This is a genomic window from Kaistia sp. SLG-1 (genome assembly GCF_059699055.1).
This window is the reverse complement of sequence record NZ_AP048544.1, coordinates 1,223,530-1,240,704: the sequence shown is the minus strand read 5'-3', so window position 1 is coordinate 1,240,704 and position 17,175 is coordinate 1,223,530. Positions and strand designations below refer to the sequence as shown.

Sequence of the window (17,175 nt, the reverse complement as noted above, 5' to 3'; positions counted from 1 at the left end):
CTTCACCGCGCTTTTCGAGCGGTACTTTCCGTCAAGGCTAGAGGCAAAACCGGAGAGGCGTCAATCAAATTGGTCAGGCCAATTATTTCAACGTGACGCTTGCGTGAGGTGAAATGTCGTGCTTGTTTTACGGCAATAAGAAATTGGCCTTACCAATTCTGAATGCTCTTTGAGGGAGGAGATTCCAATGAACGCTCGGATTCCGTTCGATGCCATGCGCCGCGTCGCCGGCGCGGCCGTCATGACGCTGCTGCTCGGCAGCGCCGCCTATGCCGAGGATTTCCACGGGTTCGACCCGGCGAAATTCGACGGCGCCATGTTGAGCGCCGACCAGCTCAAGGCCATGGTGGCCGACGCCACCGCCGCCCATAAGCCCAACAACGGCAAGAACCTCGTCCTCGGCTTCGCCAACCTGCAGCGCGACGTGTCGTTCTGCCTGAAGGTCGAGAACGGCATGCTCGAGAACGCCAAAGCGGCGGGCATCGAGCTGCAGGTCGCCGACAACCGCCTCGACGGCGCCACCGCGCTCGCCAACGCGCAGAGCTTCCTGCAGCGCCAGGTCGACCACGTCACCGAATTCCAGACCGACGCCAATTTCGGCGCCACGATCATGCAGCAGATGAATGACGCCAACACCAAGGTGGTGGCGATCGACATCCCGATGCCGGGCGCCACCTTCTTCGGCGCCAACAACCCGCGCTCCGGCTTCATGGGCGGCGCCTATCTCGGCCAGGCGGCGATCGCCAAATTCGGTGCCGACAAGGTCAAGCAAGGCTACTTCGTCGTCGGCGAACTGCCGCAGTCGGGCGCCATTCCCGCCATGCGCACAGGCGGCCAGGTCGCCGGCTTCAAGGCGGCCGTCGACGGCTTCGCGGACGATCACATCATCAAGATCGACACCAAGAACACGCTCGAAGAGAGCTTCACCCAGATGAACAACGTCATCGGGCGCATCCCCGAGGGCGCGCCGATCATGGTGACGGCGATCAACGACCAGGCGGCGACCGGCATGCTGCGCGCCGTCAAGCAGGCCGGCCGCGAGGCGGACCTGATCGTCGTCGGCATGGGCGCCGACGAAATCCAGAACATGATCGACGAGCCGAGCTTCGTATCGTCGGTCGGCTACTTCCCCGAGCGCTACGGCAACTACCTGATCCCGCTGGCGCTGATGCAGCTCGCCGGCAAGGAAGTGCCGGATACGGTCCTGGTCAACCACGTGATGGTGACCAAGGATAATGTCTGCACCTTCTACGACAAGTTCGCCTGCGCCGAGGGCAAGGACCCGATCAAGTTCGAGTTCCCGCAGGCCGCCTTCGAGAAGCACCTGGCCGAGATCCGGGCCCTGCCCGATCTCGCCGACTACCAGAACCTGATCCCGACCAACTGATAGGATCGGCCGGCGGGCGCGCCAAACGCGCCCGCCTACTTCTCTTTGATTTCAGGAAGGGCCGCATGGCGACCAACGTTCCCCGCCTCGGCATGCACGGCATCGGCAAGTCCTTCGGACGCGTGCCGGTGCTCACCCATGTCGATCTCAGCGTCGAACCCGGCGAGGTCGTCGCCCTGCTCGGCTCCAACGGCGCCGGCAAGTCGACCCTGATGAAGATCCTGACCGGCCTCTACAGCCGCGACGGCGGCACCATCCGCATCGACGGCGAGGAGGTCGATTTCAAGGATCCGGCCGCAGCCGTCGCCGCCGGCGTCAAGCTGCTGCCGCAGGAAATCTCCGTCATGCCGGACATGACGGTGGCCGAGAACATCTTCCTCGGCGACATGCCGCTGAAGCGCAAATTCGGCATCCTGCAGGTCGACAAGGACGCGATGCGCACCCGCTCGCGCGAACTGCTCGACCAGCTCGGCTTCGCCGACATCCTGCCCGACATGCTGGTGAAGCGGCTCTCCGTCGCCGAACAGCGCATCGTCGAGATCGCCCGTGCGCTCGCCGGCAATGCGAGCATCCTCGTCATGGACGAGCCGACGGCGGCGCTGACCGAGCAGGAAGCGAAGATGATCTTCAGGATCATCCGCCGCCTGAAGGAGAACCGGGTCTCGGTCATCTACATCTCGCACTACCTCTCGGAAGTGTTCGAGATCTCCGACCGCATCGTCGTGCTGCGCGACGGCCGCAACGCCGGCACCTTCAACACCGCCGACACAAGGCGCGCCGAAGTGCTCGCCGCCATGCTCGGCAACACGGTCGACGACCTCTACGACGTCGGCACGCCCGGCGCACCCGGCGCCGAGATCCTGAACGTCGAGAAGCTCAGCATCCCGCGCAAGCTGGACGACATCTCCTTCACGCTTCGGCAGAACGAGATCCTCGGCATCTTCGGCCTGGTCGGATCCGGCGTCGAAGTGCTCGGCCGCGCGCTTTATGGCGCGCTCGGTCCGCTCAAGACGGCGGATGTCCGCCTCGCGGGCCAGAGCTACCGGCCGATGAGCGCCCGCGCCGGCAAGCTCGCCGGCATCGGCTTCGTCGCGGCCGAGCGCAAGAAGGAAGGCATCGTCGCCGACCTGACGGTGCGCGAGAACATCGCCCTTCCCTTCGAGGAGCGCTTCGAGCGTGGCCTGTTCGTCTCGAAGGACGAGGAGGCCCAGCACGCCATCCGCTGGATCGGCGAGCTCGGCATCCGCACGCGCGGTCCCGAGCAGAAGATCCGCACCCTCTCCGGCGGCAACCAGCAGAAGGTCTGCATCGCCCGCTGGCTGGTCGAGGGCGTGCGCCTGCTGATCCTCGAGGAGCCAACGCGCGGCGTCGATGTCGGCGCCAGGCGGGAGATCTACGGCAAGCTGCGGGAGCTCGCGAACCGCGGCTACGCCGTCCTGATCCTCTCCTCCGACGTCGAGGAAGTCGCCGGCATCAGCGACCGCTCGCTGGTGCTCGATCGCGGCCGCCTCGTCGGCGAATTCGAACGCGGCGCCAAGCCGGCCGAGCTCATGGCCGCAACCGGCAACGATCCTGCCTTCCAGGCCACCTGAAGGACTTCATTCCATGGCCCATTCAGTCGAAACACATGCCGCCGGCGGCGCCAGGGAGCGGATGTCCGCCCTGCTCGGGCAGCCCTGGTCCGGCGTCGCGATGCTGGCGATCTTCTACCTGATCCTGATCGCCGTCTTCTCGGTGCTGTCGCCCTTCTTCCTGACGCTCAGGAACATGCTGCAGATCGGCGGCAACGTCGCCTATATCGGCCTGATGGCGGCGGCGGGCACGCCGCTGATCATCGCCGGCGGCCTCGATCTCTCGGTCGCGGCGATCGCCGGACTGACCGGCGTCGTCATCTCGATGCTATTCGGCATGGGCGTCCCGATCTGGATTGCCGTCGCCATCGCCATCCTCGTCGCCGCGGCGATCGGCGTGGTTAACGGATTGTTTACGACGCGCTTGCGCCTCAACCCGCTGATCGTGACGCTCGGCATGATGAGCATCATCTCCGGCATCGCGCTGGTGCTGACCGGCGGCCTGACCCGGCCGCTGATGGTGCCGGGCTTCAACTGGGTCGGCTCCGGCCGCGTCGTCGGCATCCCGATCCCGTTCATCCTGATGATGGTGACCTTCGTCGGCCTCTGGGTCGTGATGACGCGGATGCGCTTCGGCCGCTACATCTACGCCGCCGGCGGCAATGCCGAGGCGTCGCGGCTGATCGGCATCCCGCTCGAGAAGACCGTCATCATCCTCTACGTCATCTCGGCCATCTCCGGCGCCGTCGCCGGCACCATCCTCGGCGCCATGCTCGGCGCCGCCGGCCCGACGGCGGCCGGCTCGCAGCTCCTCACCGTCATCGCCGCGATCATCCTCGGCGGCACCAGCCTGAACGGCGGCCGCGGCAGCGTCTGGGGCACCCTGCTTGCCGTGCTGATCCTCGGCACGCTCAACAACGGCCTGACATTGCTTGATGTTTCCAGCTTCTGGCAGGATGTCACCCGTGGTGTCGTGCTGATGCTGGCGGTCAGCCTCGACCAGATCCGAACCCGCGCGCTGGGGGAATAGGATGGCGGAGATGATCCCGGCCGATTTCGAACCGATCGAGCGCAGCTCGGTAGCCGAACAGGTTGCCAAGAAGCTGCTCGACCTGGTGCGGACAAAGAACCTGAGGCCGGGCGACCAACTTCCGCCCGAACGCGAGCTGGCGGCGGCCATGCAGGTCAGCCGCCCCAGCGTCCGCGAGGCGCTGCGCGGTCTGCAGATCCTCGGCGTGCTCAAGGTCAGGCAGGGCGGCGGCATCTATGTGTCGTCGCTCGAAGCGTCCGATCTGCTCGGCCCGCTGCAGCTCTTGATCACGCTCAACGAGCAGAACGTCAACGCCCTCTACGAGTCGCGAAAGCTGATCGACGGCGGTATCGGACGGATGGCCGCCGAGCGGATCACGCCCGAGGACCTGACGCGGATGAAGAACATGCTCCTCGTCCAGCGCGGGCTGATCAACGATCCCATCGGGTTTCGCGTCTCCGACGTCGAGTTCCACCGCGTTCTGTCGGACGCGACGGGCAACCCGTTCCTCGTGCGCGTCTCGACCTCGCTCTACATCCTCGGCATGGAATACCGGCGGATTGCCGCCGAAACGCCGGGCGTCCTCAGCCAATCCTTCCAGGATCACGAACTGATCGTCGCGGCGCTGGCAGCGCGCGACCCGGACGCCGCCGAGGCGGCGATGGTCCAGCACATGACCAACGTGCACCTCTCGACGGTCAACGCCATGGATATCACTCCCTGATGGAACGAAACTCATGAAACGCGCGCGGATCGGCATCATCGGCGCGGGATGGTGGGCGGTCGAGAACCACATCCCGGCGCTCAGGGACAACCCGCATTGCGAACTGGTCGCCGTCAACCGGCTCGGCAAGGCGGAGCTGCGCCAAATCCAGGACCGCTTCGGCATCGAGAATGGCTATGAAGACTATGCCGAGATGCTGCGCGAGGTGCCGCTCGACGGCGTCATCGTCGCCTCGCCGCATGTGCTGCACCATGAGCATGCGCTGGCCGCGATAAAGGCTGGCTGCCACGTGCTGGTCGAGAAGCCGCTCGCCACGACGGCATCAGACGCGCGCGAGATCGTCGCCGCCGCGGCGGAACGCGGTCGCGAGATCGTCGTGCCCTATGGCTGGAACTTCAAGCATTTCAGCGCCAGCGCCGCCGAACTCGTCGCCTCTGGCAAGATCGGCAAGGTCGAGCACGTCGTGCTGCAGATGGCCTCGGCCCTCGGCGACCTGATGGCCGGCGAGCCGATGAAGGAAACCGAGGGCGCGATGTTCCGTCCGCCGGCCTCGACCTGGGCCGATCCGAAGCGGGCCGGCGGCTATGGCTGGGGCCAGCTGGTGCACGCGCTCGGCCTGCTGTTCAAGATCGCCGACATCGCGCCGGAGGAAGTCTTCGCCATGGTCGGCCGCTCGCCGAGCGGCGTCGACTATTATGACGCCGCCGTCGTCCGCTTCGCCAATGGCGCCACCGGCTCGCTCTCCGGCTCGTCCACCGTGCCGAAGCATCGCGGCTTTCAGATCGACCTGCGCATCTTCGGCTCGGAGGGCATGCTGCTGCTCGACATCGAGCGCGAGCGGCTGGAAGTGAGCCGCCGCGACGGCACCGACGAGATCGTTCCGATCGCCGCCGGCGCCGGCGCCTATAGCTGCATCGAGCCGGTCAATCTGCTGGTCGACATCTGCCGTGGCCTCGCCCCGCACAACGCCTCGCCCGGAATTGTCGGCATGCGCGCCGTCGAGGTGCTGGACGCGCTCTACCGTTCGGCCGAGAGCGGCCGCGTCGAGAAGGTCTGACGCGGATGAAGCTCTCGCTCACCACCTGGTCGCTGCGCAGCCTGACGCTGGACGAGGCGGCGGGGCTCTCCCGCATTCTCGGCATCGGCGCGCTCGACCTCGGCTATTTCTACAAGCCCGGCCTCGACAAGGAGGCGCTGATCGCCGACCCGGACGGCATGGCCGACCGCGTGCTGAAGCTCGGCGTCGCGCTGCCCAATCTCTACCATCTGTTCGGCAACTCGCTGTCGGACCGCAACCTCGCCGGCCCGCGCCATCGTGAGCAGAACGAGGCGGATTTTCGCCAAGTCGTGCGCTTCGCGAAGCGCGCCGGCCTCGGCAGCGTCTTCGTGCTGCCCGGCGTCGTCAATCCCGGCCAGGACCGGGCGAGCGCGCTGGCGGAATCGGCGGAGAGCCTGCGCCGGCTGGTCGCGATCGCGGCGCCGGAAGGCGTGCAGCTCACCATCGAGCCGCATGTCCATTCCTATCTCGAAAGCCCGACGCTGGTGCTCGAGTTGCTCGGCCGAGTGCCCGGCCTGAAGCTCGCGCTCGACTACGCACATTTCGTCTGCCTCGGCTACCGGCAGGAGGAGATCGACATACTGGCGCCGCATGCGGCCCACGTGCATCTCCGCCAGGCGCGGATGGGCGTGCTGCAATGCAAGCTCTCGCTCGGCACGATCAATTTCGGCGCCATGCTCGGAACGCTGAAAGCGGCCGGCTACGACGGCTATCTGGCGATCGAATATGTGCATCAGGACTACATGGACGGATTGCATGACGACGTGCTCACCGAGACCGTCGACATGCGCGACTGCGTGAGGGAGTGGCTGGCGTGACGGCAAAAGGCATTGCGCTCGTGACCGGCGGCGCCGGCGGCATCGGCGCCGAGATCGTCCGGCGACTGGCGGCGGACGGCTATCACGTCGTCGCGGCCGATCACAATGAGGCGCTCGCGGCCGAGGTCGCCAACGGCGTCGGCGGCAGCGCCGTCGGCATCGACATTACCGACGCGAACTCGGTCGACCAGGCCTTCGAGACCGTGCTCGACCAGCATGGCCGCCTCGACATCCTCGTCAACGCCGCCGGCATCCATCTGCAGAAGCTCGTCGTCGACACCACGCCGGAGGAATGGGACCGGATCCAGAGCGTCAATGCGCGCGGGCCGTTCCTGACCTGCCGCGCGGCGGCGCGGGCGATGATGCGGGCGGAGCGCGGCCGCATCGTCAACATCATCACCCGGCTCAATTTCGGCAATCCCTATTCCAGCGCCTACATTGCCTCGAAGAACGCGCTCTGGGGCCTGACCCAGTGCCTCGCGGTCGAGCTCGCTTCCTATGGCATCACGGTGAACGGCGTCGCGCCGGGCCATGTCGGCCCCGGCACCGGCATGGAGAAGCAGTTCCGCGAAAAGGCGGAAAAGCTCGGCCTCTCCTGGGAGGCGTTCGAGGCGCAGGTGCTGAAGACCATCCCCGTCGGCCGCTGGTGCCGGCCGGCCGACGTCGCCGCCGCCGTCGCCTACGTCACCTCGCCGGAGGCCTCCTTCGTCACCGGCGAACTGATCAACGTCACGGGCGGCTTCGTCGGCTACGGCATCGCGCCGCCCAAGGAAGCGCGCTTCGCGCAGGATGCAACGGAATGAGCAAGGACCTGCGCAATGGCGGCCTCGATCGTCTGACCGTCGAGGACATTCTGAAGCCGGGCTTCTCGACGCCCTGGGACGCACCGATGGTGCCGCCCTACCCGTTCACCTTCCGCAATGTCGACGTGCTGACGCTGGTCTGGCGGACGACGGAAGCCGCCGTGGCAAGGCTGCTGCCGCCGCCGCTGGAGCCGACCAGCGACATCGTCATGGCGCATATCTACCGGATGAACGACACCGAATGGCTCGGCCCCTATGGCGAGAGCAACGTCTCGCTCGGCTGCCGCCTACCGGGCGTCGCCGAGGGCTCCTATTCGCCCTATCTGTTCCTCTCCTCCGACGCCGGCGTCGCGCATGGCCGCGAGCTGCACGGCCAGCCAAAGAAATCAGGCGAGCCGAAGCTGGAACTGCGCGGCGACCTCGTCGTCGGCACGGTGGCGCGGAACGGCATCGACGTGCTGACCGGCACCCTACCCTACAAGCAGCGCACCGATACGCTGGCCAGCCTCAACCGGCATTTCGACTTCGCCGAGAACATCAATCTGAAGGTCATCGACCACATCGACCAGCGCCCGGCCATCCGGCAGCTGACGGCGCGGCGGCTCTCCAACGTCGTCGTGCACGAATGCTGGGGCGGGCCCTGCACGGTCGAGCTCCGCCCGAACGCGCAGGCGCCGATCCACCGCCTGCCGGTGGTCGACATGCTGGACGGCCTGCACTGGAAGGCCGATTTCACGCTCGTGCCCGGCCGCATCGTTCACGATTATCTCGCCTGAGGGGAAGAAGAATGGGACATCACGCCTGGGTTCTCGAAGTCCGTCCCGGCTGCGAGGAGGAATACAAGAAGGCGCATGACGAGATCTGGCCTGAGATGCTGGAGACGCTGAAGGCGGCCGGCATCCGCAACTACTCGATCTTCCGCTTGGGCTTGAAGCTGATCGGCTATTTCGAGACCGACGATTTGCAGAAGACCATCGCCCATCTGAAGGACGATCCGGTCAACAAGCGCTGGGGCGAGGCGATGGCGCCGATCATGAAGCTCGAAGGCGACCCGCGCACCGGTTTCGCCTATATGCTGCCGCTGCAATGGCACATGGACTAGGAGTGGGCTGACATGCTCGACGGAGAGATCGCGTTCGTCACGGGCGCCAAGGGCGGCATCGGCGCCGCTGCGGCGATCGCGCTGGCGGAAGCCGGCGCCACGGTTGTCGTCACGGCGCGCCGGCTTGCCGACGCCGAGGCGACCGCCGCGCGCTGCGCCGAGGGTCGCGCCATCGCCATTGCCTGCGACGTCTCCGACGTGGCGTCGGTCGAGGCAGCGGTCAAGGAAGCGACCGCCCGGGTTGGCGCGCCCACCCTCCTGGTCAACAATGCCGGCGTGGTGCAGCCGATCGGCCTGCTGCACGAGACCGATCCGGCCGCCTGGGCCGCCAGCGTGAACGCCAATCTCGTCGGCGCGGTCGCGGTGATCCGCGCGGTCCTGCCGGCGATGCTGGCGCGGGGACGCGGCACCATCGTCAACCTCTCCTCCGGCGCGGCGCATCGGCCGATGGAGGGCTGGAGCGCCTATTGCGCCGGCAAGGCCGGCCTCGCCATGGTGACCCAGTCGGTCGCACTCGAATATGGCGCGCGCGGCATCCGCGTCTTCGGCTTCTCGCCGGGCATCGTCGACACCGACATGCAGGGCGTCATCCGCGCCTCCGGCGTCGGCCCGGTGAGCAAGCTGCCGCGTGAAACCCTCGCCTCGGTCGACGACCCGGCGCGCGCGATCGTCTATCTCTGCTCGGCCGACGCCGACGATCTCGCGGGCCGCGCGCTCGACGTTCGCGAGGCGGAATTCCGCGCCCGGGCCGGGCTCGCCCCGGTCTGAGCCGCATCGAAAGTTGAAGCTCCGGGCGCATGAAAACACTGGAACATTTCGTGATTTCGTGCGTTCCTCTTACCTAACGGCATCCGTATGCCGTTGATTGGGAGGGAGAGATGGAGCTTCGTCATTTCCGTCAGCAGCCCAATGTGGGACCGCGCGATACGGCCGCGCTCCCGAGCCATGTCATGGACAAGATTGCTGCAGGCGAACATCCGCTGAAGGCGATCCGTGAATGGCGCTGCATCAGCCAAACGGATCTGGCCGACCGCACCGGCGTCGCGCTGACCCAGATCACACGCTGCGAGACCGGCTGGATGATTTCGAAGGACGCCCTGCGCCTGCTGGCCAGGGGGCTGCGCGTGCAGGACGATCTGCTCACCGGCTAGACGACGGCACGTTCGGGCGAACTCACGGCGACGCTTTCGCGTCAGCGAGCGTTGTCGTTCGTTCTGATTTCAGCAAAGGAAGACATGGATGGATCCGAAGAAGCCGCTTCCCGATCCGATGCCGCCGAGCCGCGACGTGCCCGAGCACGCCGTGCCTGAGATCGACGATCGCGCCAACCAGGCGTTTCTCGACAATCTGATCGACACCGACGGCCGCCCGATGCGCGATGCCGTTGACCTGCCGGAAGACGAGGAAGAGCTCGACGAGGACGAAGACGAGTTCGACCGCGATCCCGGCGATTCCTGAGTGTCTGGTCCGTAAACAAGCGAACCCGATTTCCCGCTCGGGCCGCGTTGCCCCCTCTCCGTCACGAGACCTTTGCGCATCCGTATCCAATCGTGATGCGGGGCTTTATCTCCATCATCCTGAGGTGCCCGAGCGTAGCTCGGGCCTCGAAAGACGCACGATCCCGGGGCAACCGATCGATGGCACGACCTCTCTGCGTGCGAGACGGCCCTGCGGGCCTCCTCAGCATGATGAGGATGGTGTTCTGCAAAGGTCTCCTCAGTGTGAAAGAAGAGTCCCGCACGGTCATCCGCGGCGGAGGCGTCAACCGGCGGATGTGTGACGGCTACATTTCGTCGCCTCGCATGACGCGGCGATAAAGGCTATATTTTGATCATCGGAGATCAAAAGGCAGGCGCGACCAGCAGAGTTGCCCGCCTCCGGCACACTGCGCCAGGGTCATTCCGAAGCCAGCGAGCCAATCCGTCCGGCAGGCAGGCCTGCCCGAAAGCACCCAAAGGATCGCCATGAGCGAAACCGAATCCCCATACCGCCTGGCCTTCCGGCTTGGCATTTCCGGCCGTTGCCCGCGCTGCCAGTCCGGTCATATCTTCAGCGGCTGGCTCAAGCTTGCCCCGCGCTGCGAGGTCTGCGGCCTCGACTTTTCCTTCGCCGATCCGGCCGACGGGCCGGCCTTCTTCGCGCAGTTCATCGGCGCGGTTCCGGCCGTGGTCTTCGCGCTCTGGATCCAGTTCAAATACGAGGCGCCCCTCTGGGTTCACCTCATCACGACCTTGCCGATCCTGCTGCTGCCAACCCTGTTGCTATTGAGACCGATCAAGGGCTGGCTGGTCTGCTCGCAATATCTGCATCGCGCCGAGGGCGGCAAACTGCTGAACCGGATCGACGAATAGGCGCTGCCAGCGCCAAACCGAGATAACGAAACGGCCGGGTCATCGAGGATGAGCCGGCCGTTTCCGTTGGGTCGTGCGGATCAGAGCGTGGCGGCGACCTCGTCGATCGCCTTGGCCGTCGCTGCGACGACGATATCGGCCTCCTCGCGGGAGAGGCAGAGCGGCGGCGCGAAGCCGAGGATGTCGCCCTGCGGCATGGCGCGGCCGATGACGCCCTGTTCGAGCAGCGCGGCGGCGATGCGTGGGCCCACCTTCTCCGACGCCTCGAAGAAGGCGCGGTCGTCGCGATCCCGGACGAATTCGACCGCCGCCAGCAGCCCCTCGCCGCGCACGTCGCCGACGATCCGTTTGCCGCCGACCGCCTCCGCGAGCTGTTCCCTGAAATAAGCGCCGACGTCGCGGGCATTGTTGACGAGGTCCAACTCGTCGACGACTTCGAGATTGGCGACGCCGGCCGCCGTGCAGAGCGGATGCGAGGAATAGGTCCAGCCGTGCCCGATCGGGCCGAAATTGTCGGACCCCTGCTCCAGAATACGCCAGACCTTCTCCGAGACGATGACGCCGGAAAGCGGCGCATAGGCCGAGGTCAGCCCCTTGGCGATGGTGATCAGGTCCGGCCTGATGCCGTAGTGATCCGAGCCGAACATCGAGCCGAGCCGGCCGAACGCCGTCACCACCTCGTCGGCGATCAGCAGGATGTCATATTTGTCGAGCACCGCCTGGATCTTCGGCCAGTAGCCGGCCGGCGGCGGCACGATGCCGCCCGTGCCCAGCACCGGCTCGCCGATGAAGGCGGCGATGGTCTCCGGACCCTCGGCCAGGATCATCGCCTCGAGCTGGTCGGCGCAGAACTGCGAGAACTGCTCCTCGCTGAGGCTGCGGTCGGCGCGACGGAAGAAATACGGCGCCTCGGTATGCAGGATCGGCGCGCGCGGCAGATCGAACAGATTGTGGAAGGCGGCGAGCCCCGTCAGGCTGCCGGTCATGACGCCGGAGCCGTGATAGCCGCGCCAGCGCGAGATGATCTTCTTCTTTTCCGGCCGGCCGAGCACGTTGTTGACGTACCAGACCAGCTTGATGTTGGTCTCGTTGGCGTCCGAGCCGGACAGGCCGAAGAAAACGCGGCTCATATGCGCCGGCGCCCGGTCGATCACCATCTTGGCGAGGCGGATCGACGGCTCCGAGGCATGGCCGACATAGGCGTGATAGTAGGGCAGCTCCGCCGCCTGCCGAGCGATCGCCTCGGAGATCTTGGTGCGGCCATAGCCGACATTGACGCAGTAGAGCCCGGCGAAGGCGTCGAGGCTGCGCCTGCCGTCGACATCGGTGATGTAGACGCCCTCGCCGCCGGCGATGATGCGGTTCGGCGTCTCGCCGCGCGCATGCTGCGCCATGTGGGTCGAGGGATGGAAGAAATGATCCCGGTCCCAGGCGTGGAGTTCATTGTGCGAGAGCGTCGGCTGGTCGGACATGGCGGTCCCTCTGGGTTCGGCGCCGCCCGGATCGCGGCTTCGAGAATGGGAGGCGGTCAAACGGGCGCGGTCAGGCGCCCCGGATCTCGGCGATCAGTTCGTCGGTGGTGCGGGTGCGGCAATAGTGGCCGCGCATCGCCTCGATCGAGCCTTCATGGTTGCCGGGCGCGTCGGCGGCGCAGCAATCCTCGACCTGCGTCACCAGGAAACCGCGATCGGCGGCGTCGCGGATCGCTGATTCAACGCACTGGTCGGTGACCACGCCGTAGATGACGAGATATTCGACGCCGAGATTGCGCAGGACGTATTCGAGGTTCGTGCAGTTGAAGATGCCCGACGCCGTCTTCGGGATGATGATCTCGTCGCCGCGCGGCCCGACCGCCTCGATCGGCTTCGCCTCCCACGATCCCTTTGGCCAGTGCAGGCCGGAGATCTTGTGATCGAGGCTGCGGTCGCGGCCGTCCTGCGTCAGGCTTTCGATGACCGTGAAGATCACCTCGATGCCGGCCGCCCGCGCCGCGTCCTGCAGCCGCGCCTGGTTCGGGATGACGACATCGGCGATCCGCTCGTAGAAGGCGCGCTTCTTCGCTTCCGGCGTGCCGTCGAGGCGGGCGCGGAACAGGAGTTCCTCGTTGAACTCGCCGTTCTGCATGTCGACATTGAGAAGCGCGGTCCGCGCCGGTACGAAGTTTCGCTCGCGATACGCGCCGTTGGGAGCGTCGATCGGTGGCAGGACGGTCATCGGCAACTCCGGCAAGGGCATAAGGGACCTGGGATCAGGCGGCGGCCTGGTCCAGGGGACGAAGCTTGGTTGGACGCATCGGTACTGTAATGAGGATTACGCTTCTGGGAAGATGCCGTCGAAATGTTATTGGATTATTCTGCGAGGGAGCAGAAGGAGACGGCATGAGCGGGACGCGGGACACGGCAGGCCAGAGCGGCCAAGACGACGAGAGTCCGGCCACCGGCCCCCGGGCCGACAAGCCGACGCTGGCCGACCGCGTGACCGCCAGCATGGCGTCGCTCAGCGAGGCCGAGCGGCGCGCCGCCCGTGCGCTTCTCGCCCGCTATCCGACGACCGGCATGGAGACGGTGGCACTTTTCGCCGAGCGCGCCAAGGTCAGCGCGCCGACCATCCTGCGCTTCGTCGCCAAGCTCGGCTTCTCCGGCTATGCCGATTTCCGCCGTGCGCTGCGCGAGGAGATGGAGGCTCAGGCCGAGTATCCGCTGACCCGCCCGCATGTCGACGGCAAGACGGCGCCCTTCGCCGATTTCGCCCGCAGCCTCGTGACCACGGTCGAGAACTCGCTCGCCATGGCGAGCCCGGCCGATATCGAGCGGCTGACGGACCTCCTCGTCGACGAGCGTCGCGAGATCTTCCTGCTCGGCGGCGATTTCACCGATCCGGCGGCGCGGCACCTGGAATTCCACCTGCGCAAGATGCGCAGCCGCGTGCGGCTGTTCTCGCAGGGGCTGTCGCGCCGGGCGGACGAACTGGCCGACCTGCGCAAGCGCGACGTCGTCATCCTGTTCGACATCCGCCGCTACCAGCAAGACACCATCCGCACCGCCGAGATCGCCAAGGAGCGCGGCGCGGTCGTAGCCCTCTTCACCGACCGTTGGATGTCGGATGTCGCGCAAGTGGCCGATGTCGTGCTGCGCGCCCAGGTCGACCTGCCCTCCCCCTGGGACAGCCTGATCGGCCTGATCGCGCTGGTCGAGACGCTGGCGCTCTCGATCGACGCGCGGCAATGGGCGATCGGCCGCGCCCGTTTCGAGACGATCGAGGCGGTTCGAACAAAGCTGATGCCCTGATTCGAACACCCCTCTGGCATTGCGAAAAATTACAGCTTCACCGCCTAAAGGGTCGGCTTGTAAAATTTTCGTCACGCATGTTAGCGTTCCTTCCGTGCCGGAAACAGATGCGGGTCAACCCGCGCGACGGCACCGAAGCCAGAGGGAATTCGGGGGATGCATGCCGATCGAGCGTGAGACGATCGTCACTGTCTGCTGCAGCGATATTGCCGGGCAGGTTCGTGGCAAGGGTTTTCCGGCACGCGAACTCGAAAGCCGGCGCCGCTTCGGCGTCGGCTGGACGCCGACCAACATCATGATCAACTGCCTCGGCCGCATTCCGGCGACGCCGTTCGGCGCCGAGGGCGATCTGATGCTGGTGCCGGTGCCCGAGGGCGACATCACCCTCGACTATGGCGATGGCGGAACCGTCGAGCGCGTCATCCTCGGCGACATCCTCACCATGGCGGGCGAGCGCTGGGACTGCTGCCTGCGCGGCTTCCTGAAGGGCGCGATTGAGGCGCTCGAAAGCGAGACAGGCCTCCGGCTGCTCGCGAGCTTCGAGCATGAATTCTGGATCGACGGCGGCGAGGAACGGCCGGGCGATTCCTATGCCGCCAGCACGCTGCGCGGCCTCGAACCCTTCATCGGCGATTTCGTCGGCGCGCTGCGCGCCAACGGGCTATCGCCCGACACGTTCCTGCCCGAATACGGCCCGCGCCAATACGAGATCACCGTCGATCCGGCGCTGGCGCTGACCGCGGCCGACGAGGCGGTCAAGCTGCGCGAGATCGGCCGCTCGGTGGCGCGCCGGCACGGCCACCACCTCTCCTTCTCGCCGGTTGTGACGCGCGGCATCGTCGGCAACGGCGTCCACATCCATTTCAGCCTGATCGATGCGGACGGCAAGCCGGTCGCCTATGCCGCCGACGGCCCCGGAAAACTGAGCCCGACCGGCGCCGCCTTCGCCGCCGGCATCCTGAAGCATGCCCGCGCGCTCTGCGCCATCGCCGCCCCCAGCGCCATTTCCTACGAGCGGCTGAAGCCGCATTCCTGGTCGGCCTATTACGCCAATCTCGCCGATCGCGACCGCGAGGCCTTGCTGCGGATCTGCCCCTATCCCGAGGTCGAGGGCGTCGACGTCGCCAGGCGCTTCAATCTCGAATTCCGCGCCGCCGACGCGACCGCGAGCCCCTATCTGCAGCTCGGCATGCTGATCCATGCGGGCCTCGCCGGCATCCGCGAGAAGCTGCCGGCGCCCTTCATCTCCAGCGGCGATCCCGGCGCGCTGACGCAAGAGCAGCGCGACGAGCGCGGCATCGGCGACCTGCCGCGCACGCTTGAGGAAGCGCTCGACGCGCTGCAGGCGGACAGCGCCGCCATGGGCTGGCTCGGGCCGGTGCTTTCCAACGCCTATCTGATCCACAAGCGCGGAGAAATCGGCATGACGGCCGGCATCGACATGGACGAACTCTGCCGCCTCTACGCGCGGGCCTATTGATGACCGCGCCCCACCACGCCGCCAACCGCCTGCTCGGCCCCGGCGATCCCGAGCCGGTCGGCCTCCGCAACGAGGACGGCGCCTCGCCCTTCGTGCTGATCTGCGATCATGCCGGCAACGCCGTGCCGGCGATGCTGGACGGGCTCGAACTGGAGCCGGCCGAACTGGACCGCCATATCGGCATCGACATCGGCATTCACGGTGTCGCCGAACGCCTTGCCGATCGTCTCGACGCGCCGCTCATCTTCCAGCGCTATTCCCGCCTCGTCGTCGAGTGCAACCGCCGCACCACCTCGCCGGACAGCATCGCCCTCGTCTCCGACGGCACCGTCATTCCCGGCAATGCCGGCCTTTCGGACGAAGCGCGGGCGCTGCGCCTGCGCGAGATCGCCGAGCCCTATCACCGCCAGATCGTCGCGATCCTCGACGCCCGCACGGACGCCGGCATTCCGACCATTCTCGTCTCGATGCACTCCTTCACGCCGTCGCTGCGGGCGCGGCCGTTCGACCGCCCCTGGCATGTCGGGCTCTGCTATGGCGTCGACACCCGCTTCACCCTGCCGGTCCTGGCCGGGCTCGATGAGGAAGAGAACCTCGTCGTCGGCCGCAACGAGCCCTATGGCGTCGACATGGCGAAGGACTATTCCATCCCCGTCCATGGCGAGGAGCGCGGCCTGCCCTATGTCGAATTCGAGATCCGTCAGGATCTGATCGGCACTGCCACCGGGCAGGCCGAATGGGCGGAACGTCTCGAGCGCGTGCTCTCGCAGGCCTACGGCACCTTCACCGGGGACCGGACATGAGCCGCGCGCCGCTCACCGAACGGCTCGCGCCCGTCGATCCCGCGCGCACCGCCATCCTCGTCATCGACACGCAGGACGGCATCTTTCACCCCGGCGCGGCGACGGCGCGGCCCTATTTCTTCGAAAGCGCCCGCGACGTCGCGATCCCCAACATCGCCCGCCTGATCGCCGCCGGCCGGACGAGCGGCGCCGAGATCGTCTTCACCGTGATCGAGAGCCTGACCCGCGACGGCCGCGACCGCAGCCTCGACTACAAGCAGACCAACTTCCATTTCGCGCCCGGCTCACCGGAGACCCGCGTGATCGCGGAATTGCGCCCCGGCGACGACGAGATCGTCCTGCCCAAGACCTCGTCCAGCCTCTTCAACTCGACCGTGTTCGAATATCTGATGCGCAACATCGGCATCGATACCGTCATCGTCACCGGCTTCCTCACCGACCAGTGCATCGACCACACCGTCCGCGACGGCGCCGATCGCGGCTTCCGCATGATCTGCCCGGTCGATGCCTGCACCACGGACAGCCGCGAACGGCACGACAACGCGCTCGCCGCCTTCAAGGGCTATTGCCGCCAGACCGATACGGCGAGCCTCATCGAGGAGCTTGCCGCCCGGGTCTGATCGAATTTCGAAGGTTCGGAGGCAACCTCGCTTGACATAGCGTCAGCTTGACACTCCAATATAGAAATAAGGTTCAACTATAATATTCGATCGGCGCAAATAATATTGCATCGATTTTAATCTCCATCTCGGCGATGAAGAT

At 66.4% G+C, this 17,175-nt stretch carries 19 protein-coding genes; 17 read left to right on the top strand and 2 right to left on the bottom strand.

The genetic code is table 11. The annotated features are described in order from the left end of the window. Nucleotides 1-187: 187 nt before the first annotated feature. The 13 genes from AC6HZP_RS05490 (at nt 188) to AC6HZP_RS05430 (ending at nt 10,843) form a co-directional block, all read left to right on the top strand. Nucleotides 188-1,387, top strand: coding sequence for a sugar ABC transporter substrate-binding protein (locus AC6HZP_RS05490; RefSeq protein WP_497525722.1), 1,200 nt, complete (start codon nt 188-190; stop codon nt 1,385-1,387). Between the two features lie 65 nt (nt 1,388-1,452). Next, nucleotides 1,453-2,979, top strand: a complete 1,527-nt coding sequence (locus AC6HZP_RS05485; protein ID WP_497525721.1) for a sugar ABC transporter ATP-binding protein — start codon at nt 1,453-1,455, stop codon at nt 2,977-2,979. 13 nt (nt 2,980-2,992) lie between these two features. Continuing rightward, complete coding sequence (locus AC6HZP_RS05480; RefSeq protein WP_201402627.1) at nt 2,993-3,988, top strand: ABC transporter permease; 996 nt, start codon at nt 2,993-2,995, stop codon at nt 3,986-3,988. A gap of 1 nt (nt 3,989) precedes the next feature. Continuing rightward, nucleotides 3,990-4,712 (top strand): FadR/GntR family transcriptional regulator, encoded by a 723-nt coding sequence (locus tag AC6HZP_RS05475; RefSeq protein WP_201402626.1) that lies wholly within the window; start codon nt 3,990-3,992, stop codon nt 4,710-4,712. Nucleotides 4,713-4,725: 13 nt separating this feature from the next. Continuing rightward, nucleotides 4,726-5,769 carry a Gfo/Idh/MocA family protein gene (locus AC6HZP_RS05470; RefSeq protein ID WP_497525720.1) on the top strand — a complete coding sequence of 348 codons (1,044 nt, stop codon included), beginning with the start codon at nt 4,726-4,728 and terminating at the stop codon, nt 5,767-5,769. Nucleotides 5,770-5,774: 5 nt separating this feature from the next. Further along, a complete protein-coding gene (locus AC6HZP_RS05465; protein WP_497525719.1) occupies nt 5,775-6,587 on the top strand; it encodes a sugar phosphate isomerase/epimerase family protein in 813 nt (270 codons plus the stop codon). Then, the gene (locus tag AC6HZP_RS05460; protein ID WP_497525718.1) at nt 6,584-7,390 is read left to right on the top strand and encodes an SDR family NAD(P)-dependent oxidoreductase; all 807 of its coding nucleotides are present in this window, start codon (nt 6,584-6,586) and stop codon (nt 7,388-7,390) included. Before AC6HZP_RS05465 ends, AC6HZP_RS05460 begins: the two co-directional genes overlap by 4 nt. Beyond that, nucleotides 7,387-8,166 (top strand): acetoacetate decarboxylase family protein, encoded by a 780-nt coding sequence (locus AC6HZP_RS05455; RefSeq protein ID WP_029074711.1) that lies wholly within the window; start codon nt 7,387-7,389, stop codon nt 8,164-8,166. The genes AC6HZP_RS05460 and AC6HZP_RS05455 overlap by 4 nt, the downstream gene beginning before the upstream one ends. A gap of 11 nt (nt 8,167-8,177) precedes the next feature. Next, complete coding sequence (locus tag AC6HZP_RS05450) at nt 8,178-8,492, top strand: L-rhamnose mutarotase (protein ID WP_497525717.1); 315 nt, start codon at nt 8,178-8,180, stop codon at nt 8,490-8,492. A 12-nt stretch (nt 8,493-8,504) separates the two neighbouring features. Beyond that, nucleotides 8,505-9,260 carry an SDR family NAD(P)-dependent oxidoreductase gene (locus tag AC6HZP_RS05445; RefSeq protein WP_497525716.1) on the top strand — a complete coding sequence of 252 codons (756 nt, stop codon included), beginning with the start codon at nt 8,505-8,507 and terminating at the stop codon, nt 9,258-9,260. Nucleotides 9,261-9,370: 110 nt separating this feature from the next. Then, nucleotides 9,371-9,643 (top strand): helix-turn-helix domain-containing protein, encoded by a 273-nt coding sequence (locus tag AC6HZP_RS05440; RefSeq protein WP_201402619.1) that lies wholly within the window; start codon nt 9,371-9,373, stop codon nt 9,641-9,643. 88 nt (nt 9,644-9,731) lie between these two features. Beyond that, complete coding sequence (locus AC6HZP_RS05435; RefSeq protein ID WP_497525715.1) at nt 9,732-9,950, top strand: hypothetical protein; 219 nt, start codon at nt 9,732-9,734, stop codon at nt 9,948-9,950. Nucleotides 9,951-10,456: 506 nt separating this feature from the next. Continuing rightward, nucleotides 10,457-10,843: a DUF983 domain-containing protein gene (locus AC6HZP_RS05430; protein WP_497525714.1), complete on the top strand. Its 387-nt coding sequence runs from the start codon at nt 10,457-10,459 to the stop codon at nt 10,841-10,843. 80 nt (nt 10,844-10,923) lie between these two features. Here AC6HZP_RS05430 and AC6HZP_RS05425 read toward each other — a convergent pair whose 3' ends face one another. Both AC6HZP_RS05425 and AC6HZP_RS05420 read right to left on the bottom strand, forming a co-directional pair. Further along, entirely contained in the window at nt 10,924-12,315 is a 1,392-nt protein-coding gene (locus AC6HZP_RS05425; protein WP_497525713.1) for an aspartate aminotransferase family protein, read from the bottom strand. Between the two features lie 70 nt (nt 12,316-12,385). Continuing rightward, the gene (locus AC6HZP_RS05420) at nt 12,386-13,057 is read right to left on the bottom strand and encodes a cysteine hydrolase family protein (RefSeq protein WP_497525712.1); all 672 of its coding nucleotides are present in this window, start codon (nt 13,055-13,057) and stop codon (nt 12,386-12,388) included. 164 nt (nt 13,058-13,221) lie between these two features. On the opposite strand from AC6HZP_RS05420, the gene AC6HZP_RS05415 reads away from it, so the two are divergent. The 4 genes from AC6HZP_RS05415 to AC6HZP_RS05400 all read left to right on the top strand — a co-directional run bounded on the left by AC6HZP_RS05415 (nt 13,222) and on the right by AC6HZP_RS05400 (nt 17,033). Then, nucleotides 13,222-14,130 carry a MurR/RpiR family transcriptional regulator gene (locus AC6HZP_RS05415; RefSeq protein ID WP_497525711.1) on the top strand — a complete coding sequence of 303 codons (909 nt, stop codon included), beginning with the start codon at nt 13,222-13,224 and terminating at the stop codon, nt 14,128-14,130. A 160-nt stretch (nt 14,131-14,290) separates the two neighbouring features. Beyond that, a complete protein-coding gene (locus AC6HZP_RS05410; protein WP_497525710.1) occupies nt 14,291-15,610 on the top strand; it encodes a type I glutamate--ammonia ligase in 1,320 nt (439 codons plus the stop codon). Then, nucleotides 15,610-16,413 (top strand): N-formylglutamate amidohydrolase, encoded by an 804-nt coding sequence (locus AC6HZP_RS05405; RefSeq protein ID WP_497525709.1) that lies wholly within the window; start codon nt 15,610-15,612, stop codon nt 16,411-16,413. The genes AC6HZP_RS05410 and AC6HZP_RS05405 overlap by 1 nt, the downstream gene beginning before the upstream one ends. Continuing rightward, nucleotides 16,410-17,033: a cysteine hydrolase family protein gene (locus AC6HZP_RS05400; RefSeq protein WP_497525708.1), complete on the top strand. Its 624-nt coding sequence runs from the start codon at nt 16,410-16,412 to the stop codon at nt 17,031-17,033. The genes AC6HZP_RS05405 and AC6HZP_RS05400 overlap by 4 nt, the downstream gene beginning before the upstream one ends. The last annotated feature ends 142 nt before the right edge of the window (nt 17,034-17,175 follow it).

Excerpts from the sequence above, each read along its gene's own strand:
- AC6HZP_RS05490 (WP_497525722.1), top strand. The coding sequence starts at position 188 with ATGAACGCTCGGATTCCGTTCGATGCCATGCGCCGCGTCGCCGGCGCG.
- AC6HZP_RS05485 (WP_497525721.1), top strand. The coding sequence starts at position 1,453 with ATGGCGACCAACGTTCCCCGCCTCGGCATGCACGGCATCGGCAAGTCC.
- AC6HZP_RS05480 (WP_201402627.1), top strand. The coding sequence starts at position 2,993 with ATGGCCCATTCAGTCGAAACACATGCCGCCGGCGGCGCCAGGGAGCGG.
- AC6HZP_RS05475 (WP_201402626.1), top strand. The coding sequence starts at position 3,990 with ATGGCGGAGATGATCCCGGCCGATTTCGAACCGATCGAGCGCAGCTCG.
- AC6HZP_RS05470 (WP_497525720.1), top strand. The coding sequence starts at position 4,726 with ATGAAACGCGCGCGGATCGGCATCATCGGCGCGGGATGGTGGGCGGTC.
- AC6HZP_RS05465 (WP_497525719.1), top strand. The coding sequence starts at position 5,775 with ATGAAGCTCTCGCTCACCACCTGGTCGCTGCGCAGCCTGACGCTGGAC.
- AC6HZP_RS05455 (WP_029074711.1), top strand. The coding sequence starts at position 7,387 with ATGAGCAAGGACCTGCGCAATGGCGGCCTCGATCGTCTGACCGTCGAG.
- AC6HZP_RS05450 (WP_497525717.1), top strand. The coding sequence starts at position 8,178 with ATGGGACATCACGCCTGGGTTCTCGAAGTCCGTCCCGGCTGCGAGGAG.
- AC6HZP_RS05445 (WP_497525716.1), top strand. The coding sequence starts at position 8,505 with ATGCTCGACGGAGAGATCGCGTTCGTCACGGGCGCCAAGGGCGGCATC.
- AC6HZP_RS05440 (WP_201402619.1), top strand. The coding sequence starts at position 9,371 with ATGGAGCTTCGTCATTTCCGTCAGCAGCCCAATGTGGGACCGCGCGAT.
- AC6HZP_RS05435 (WP_497525715.1), top strand. The coding sequence starts at position 9,732 with ATGGATCCGAAGAAGCCGCTTCCCGATCCGATGCCGCCGAGCCGCGAC.
- AC6HZP_RS05430 (WP_497525714.1), top strand. The coding sequence starts at position 10,457 with ATGAGCGAAACCGAATCCCCATACCGCCTGGCCTTCCGGCTTGGCATT.
- AC6HZP_RS05425 (WP_497525713.1), bottom strand. The coding sequence starts at position 12,315 with ATGTCCGACCAGCCGACGCTCTCGCACAATGAACTCCACGCCTGGGAC.
- AC6HZP_RS05420 (WP_497525712.1), bottom strand. The coding sequence starts at position 13,057 with ATGACCGTCCTGCCACCGATCGACGCTCCCAACGGCGCGTATCGCGAG.
- AC6HZP_RS05415 (WP_497525711.1), top strand. The coding sequence starts at position 13,222 with ATGAGCGGGACGCGGGACACGGCAGGCCAGAGCGGCCAAGACGACGAG.
- AC6HZP_RS05410 (WP_497525710.1), top strand. The coding sequence starts at position 14,291 with ATGCCGATCGAGCGTGAGACGATCGTCACTGTCTGCTGCAGCGATATT.
- AC6HZP_RS05405 (WP_497525709.1), top strand. The coding sequence starts at position 15,610 with ATGACCGCGCCCCACCACGCCGCCAACCGCCTGCTCGGCCCCGGCGAT.
- AC6HZP_RS05400 (WP_497525708.1), top strand. The coding sequence starts at position 16,410 with ATGAGCCGCGCGCCGCTCACCGAACGGCTCGCGCCCGTCGATCCCGCG.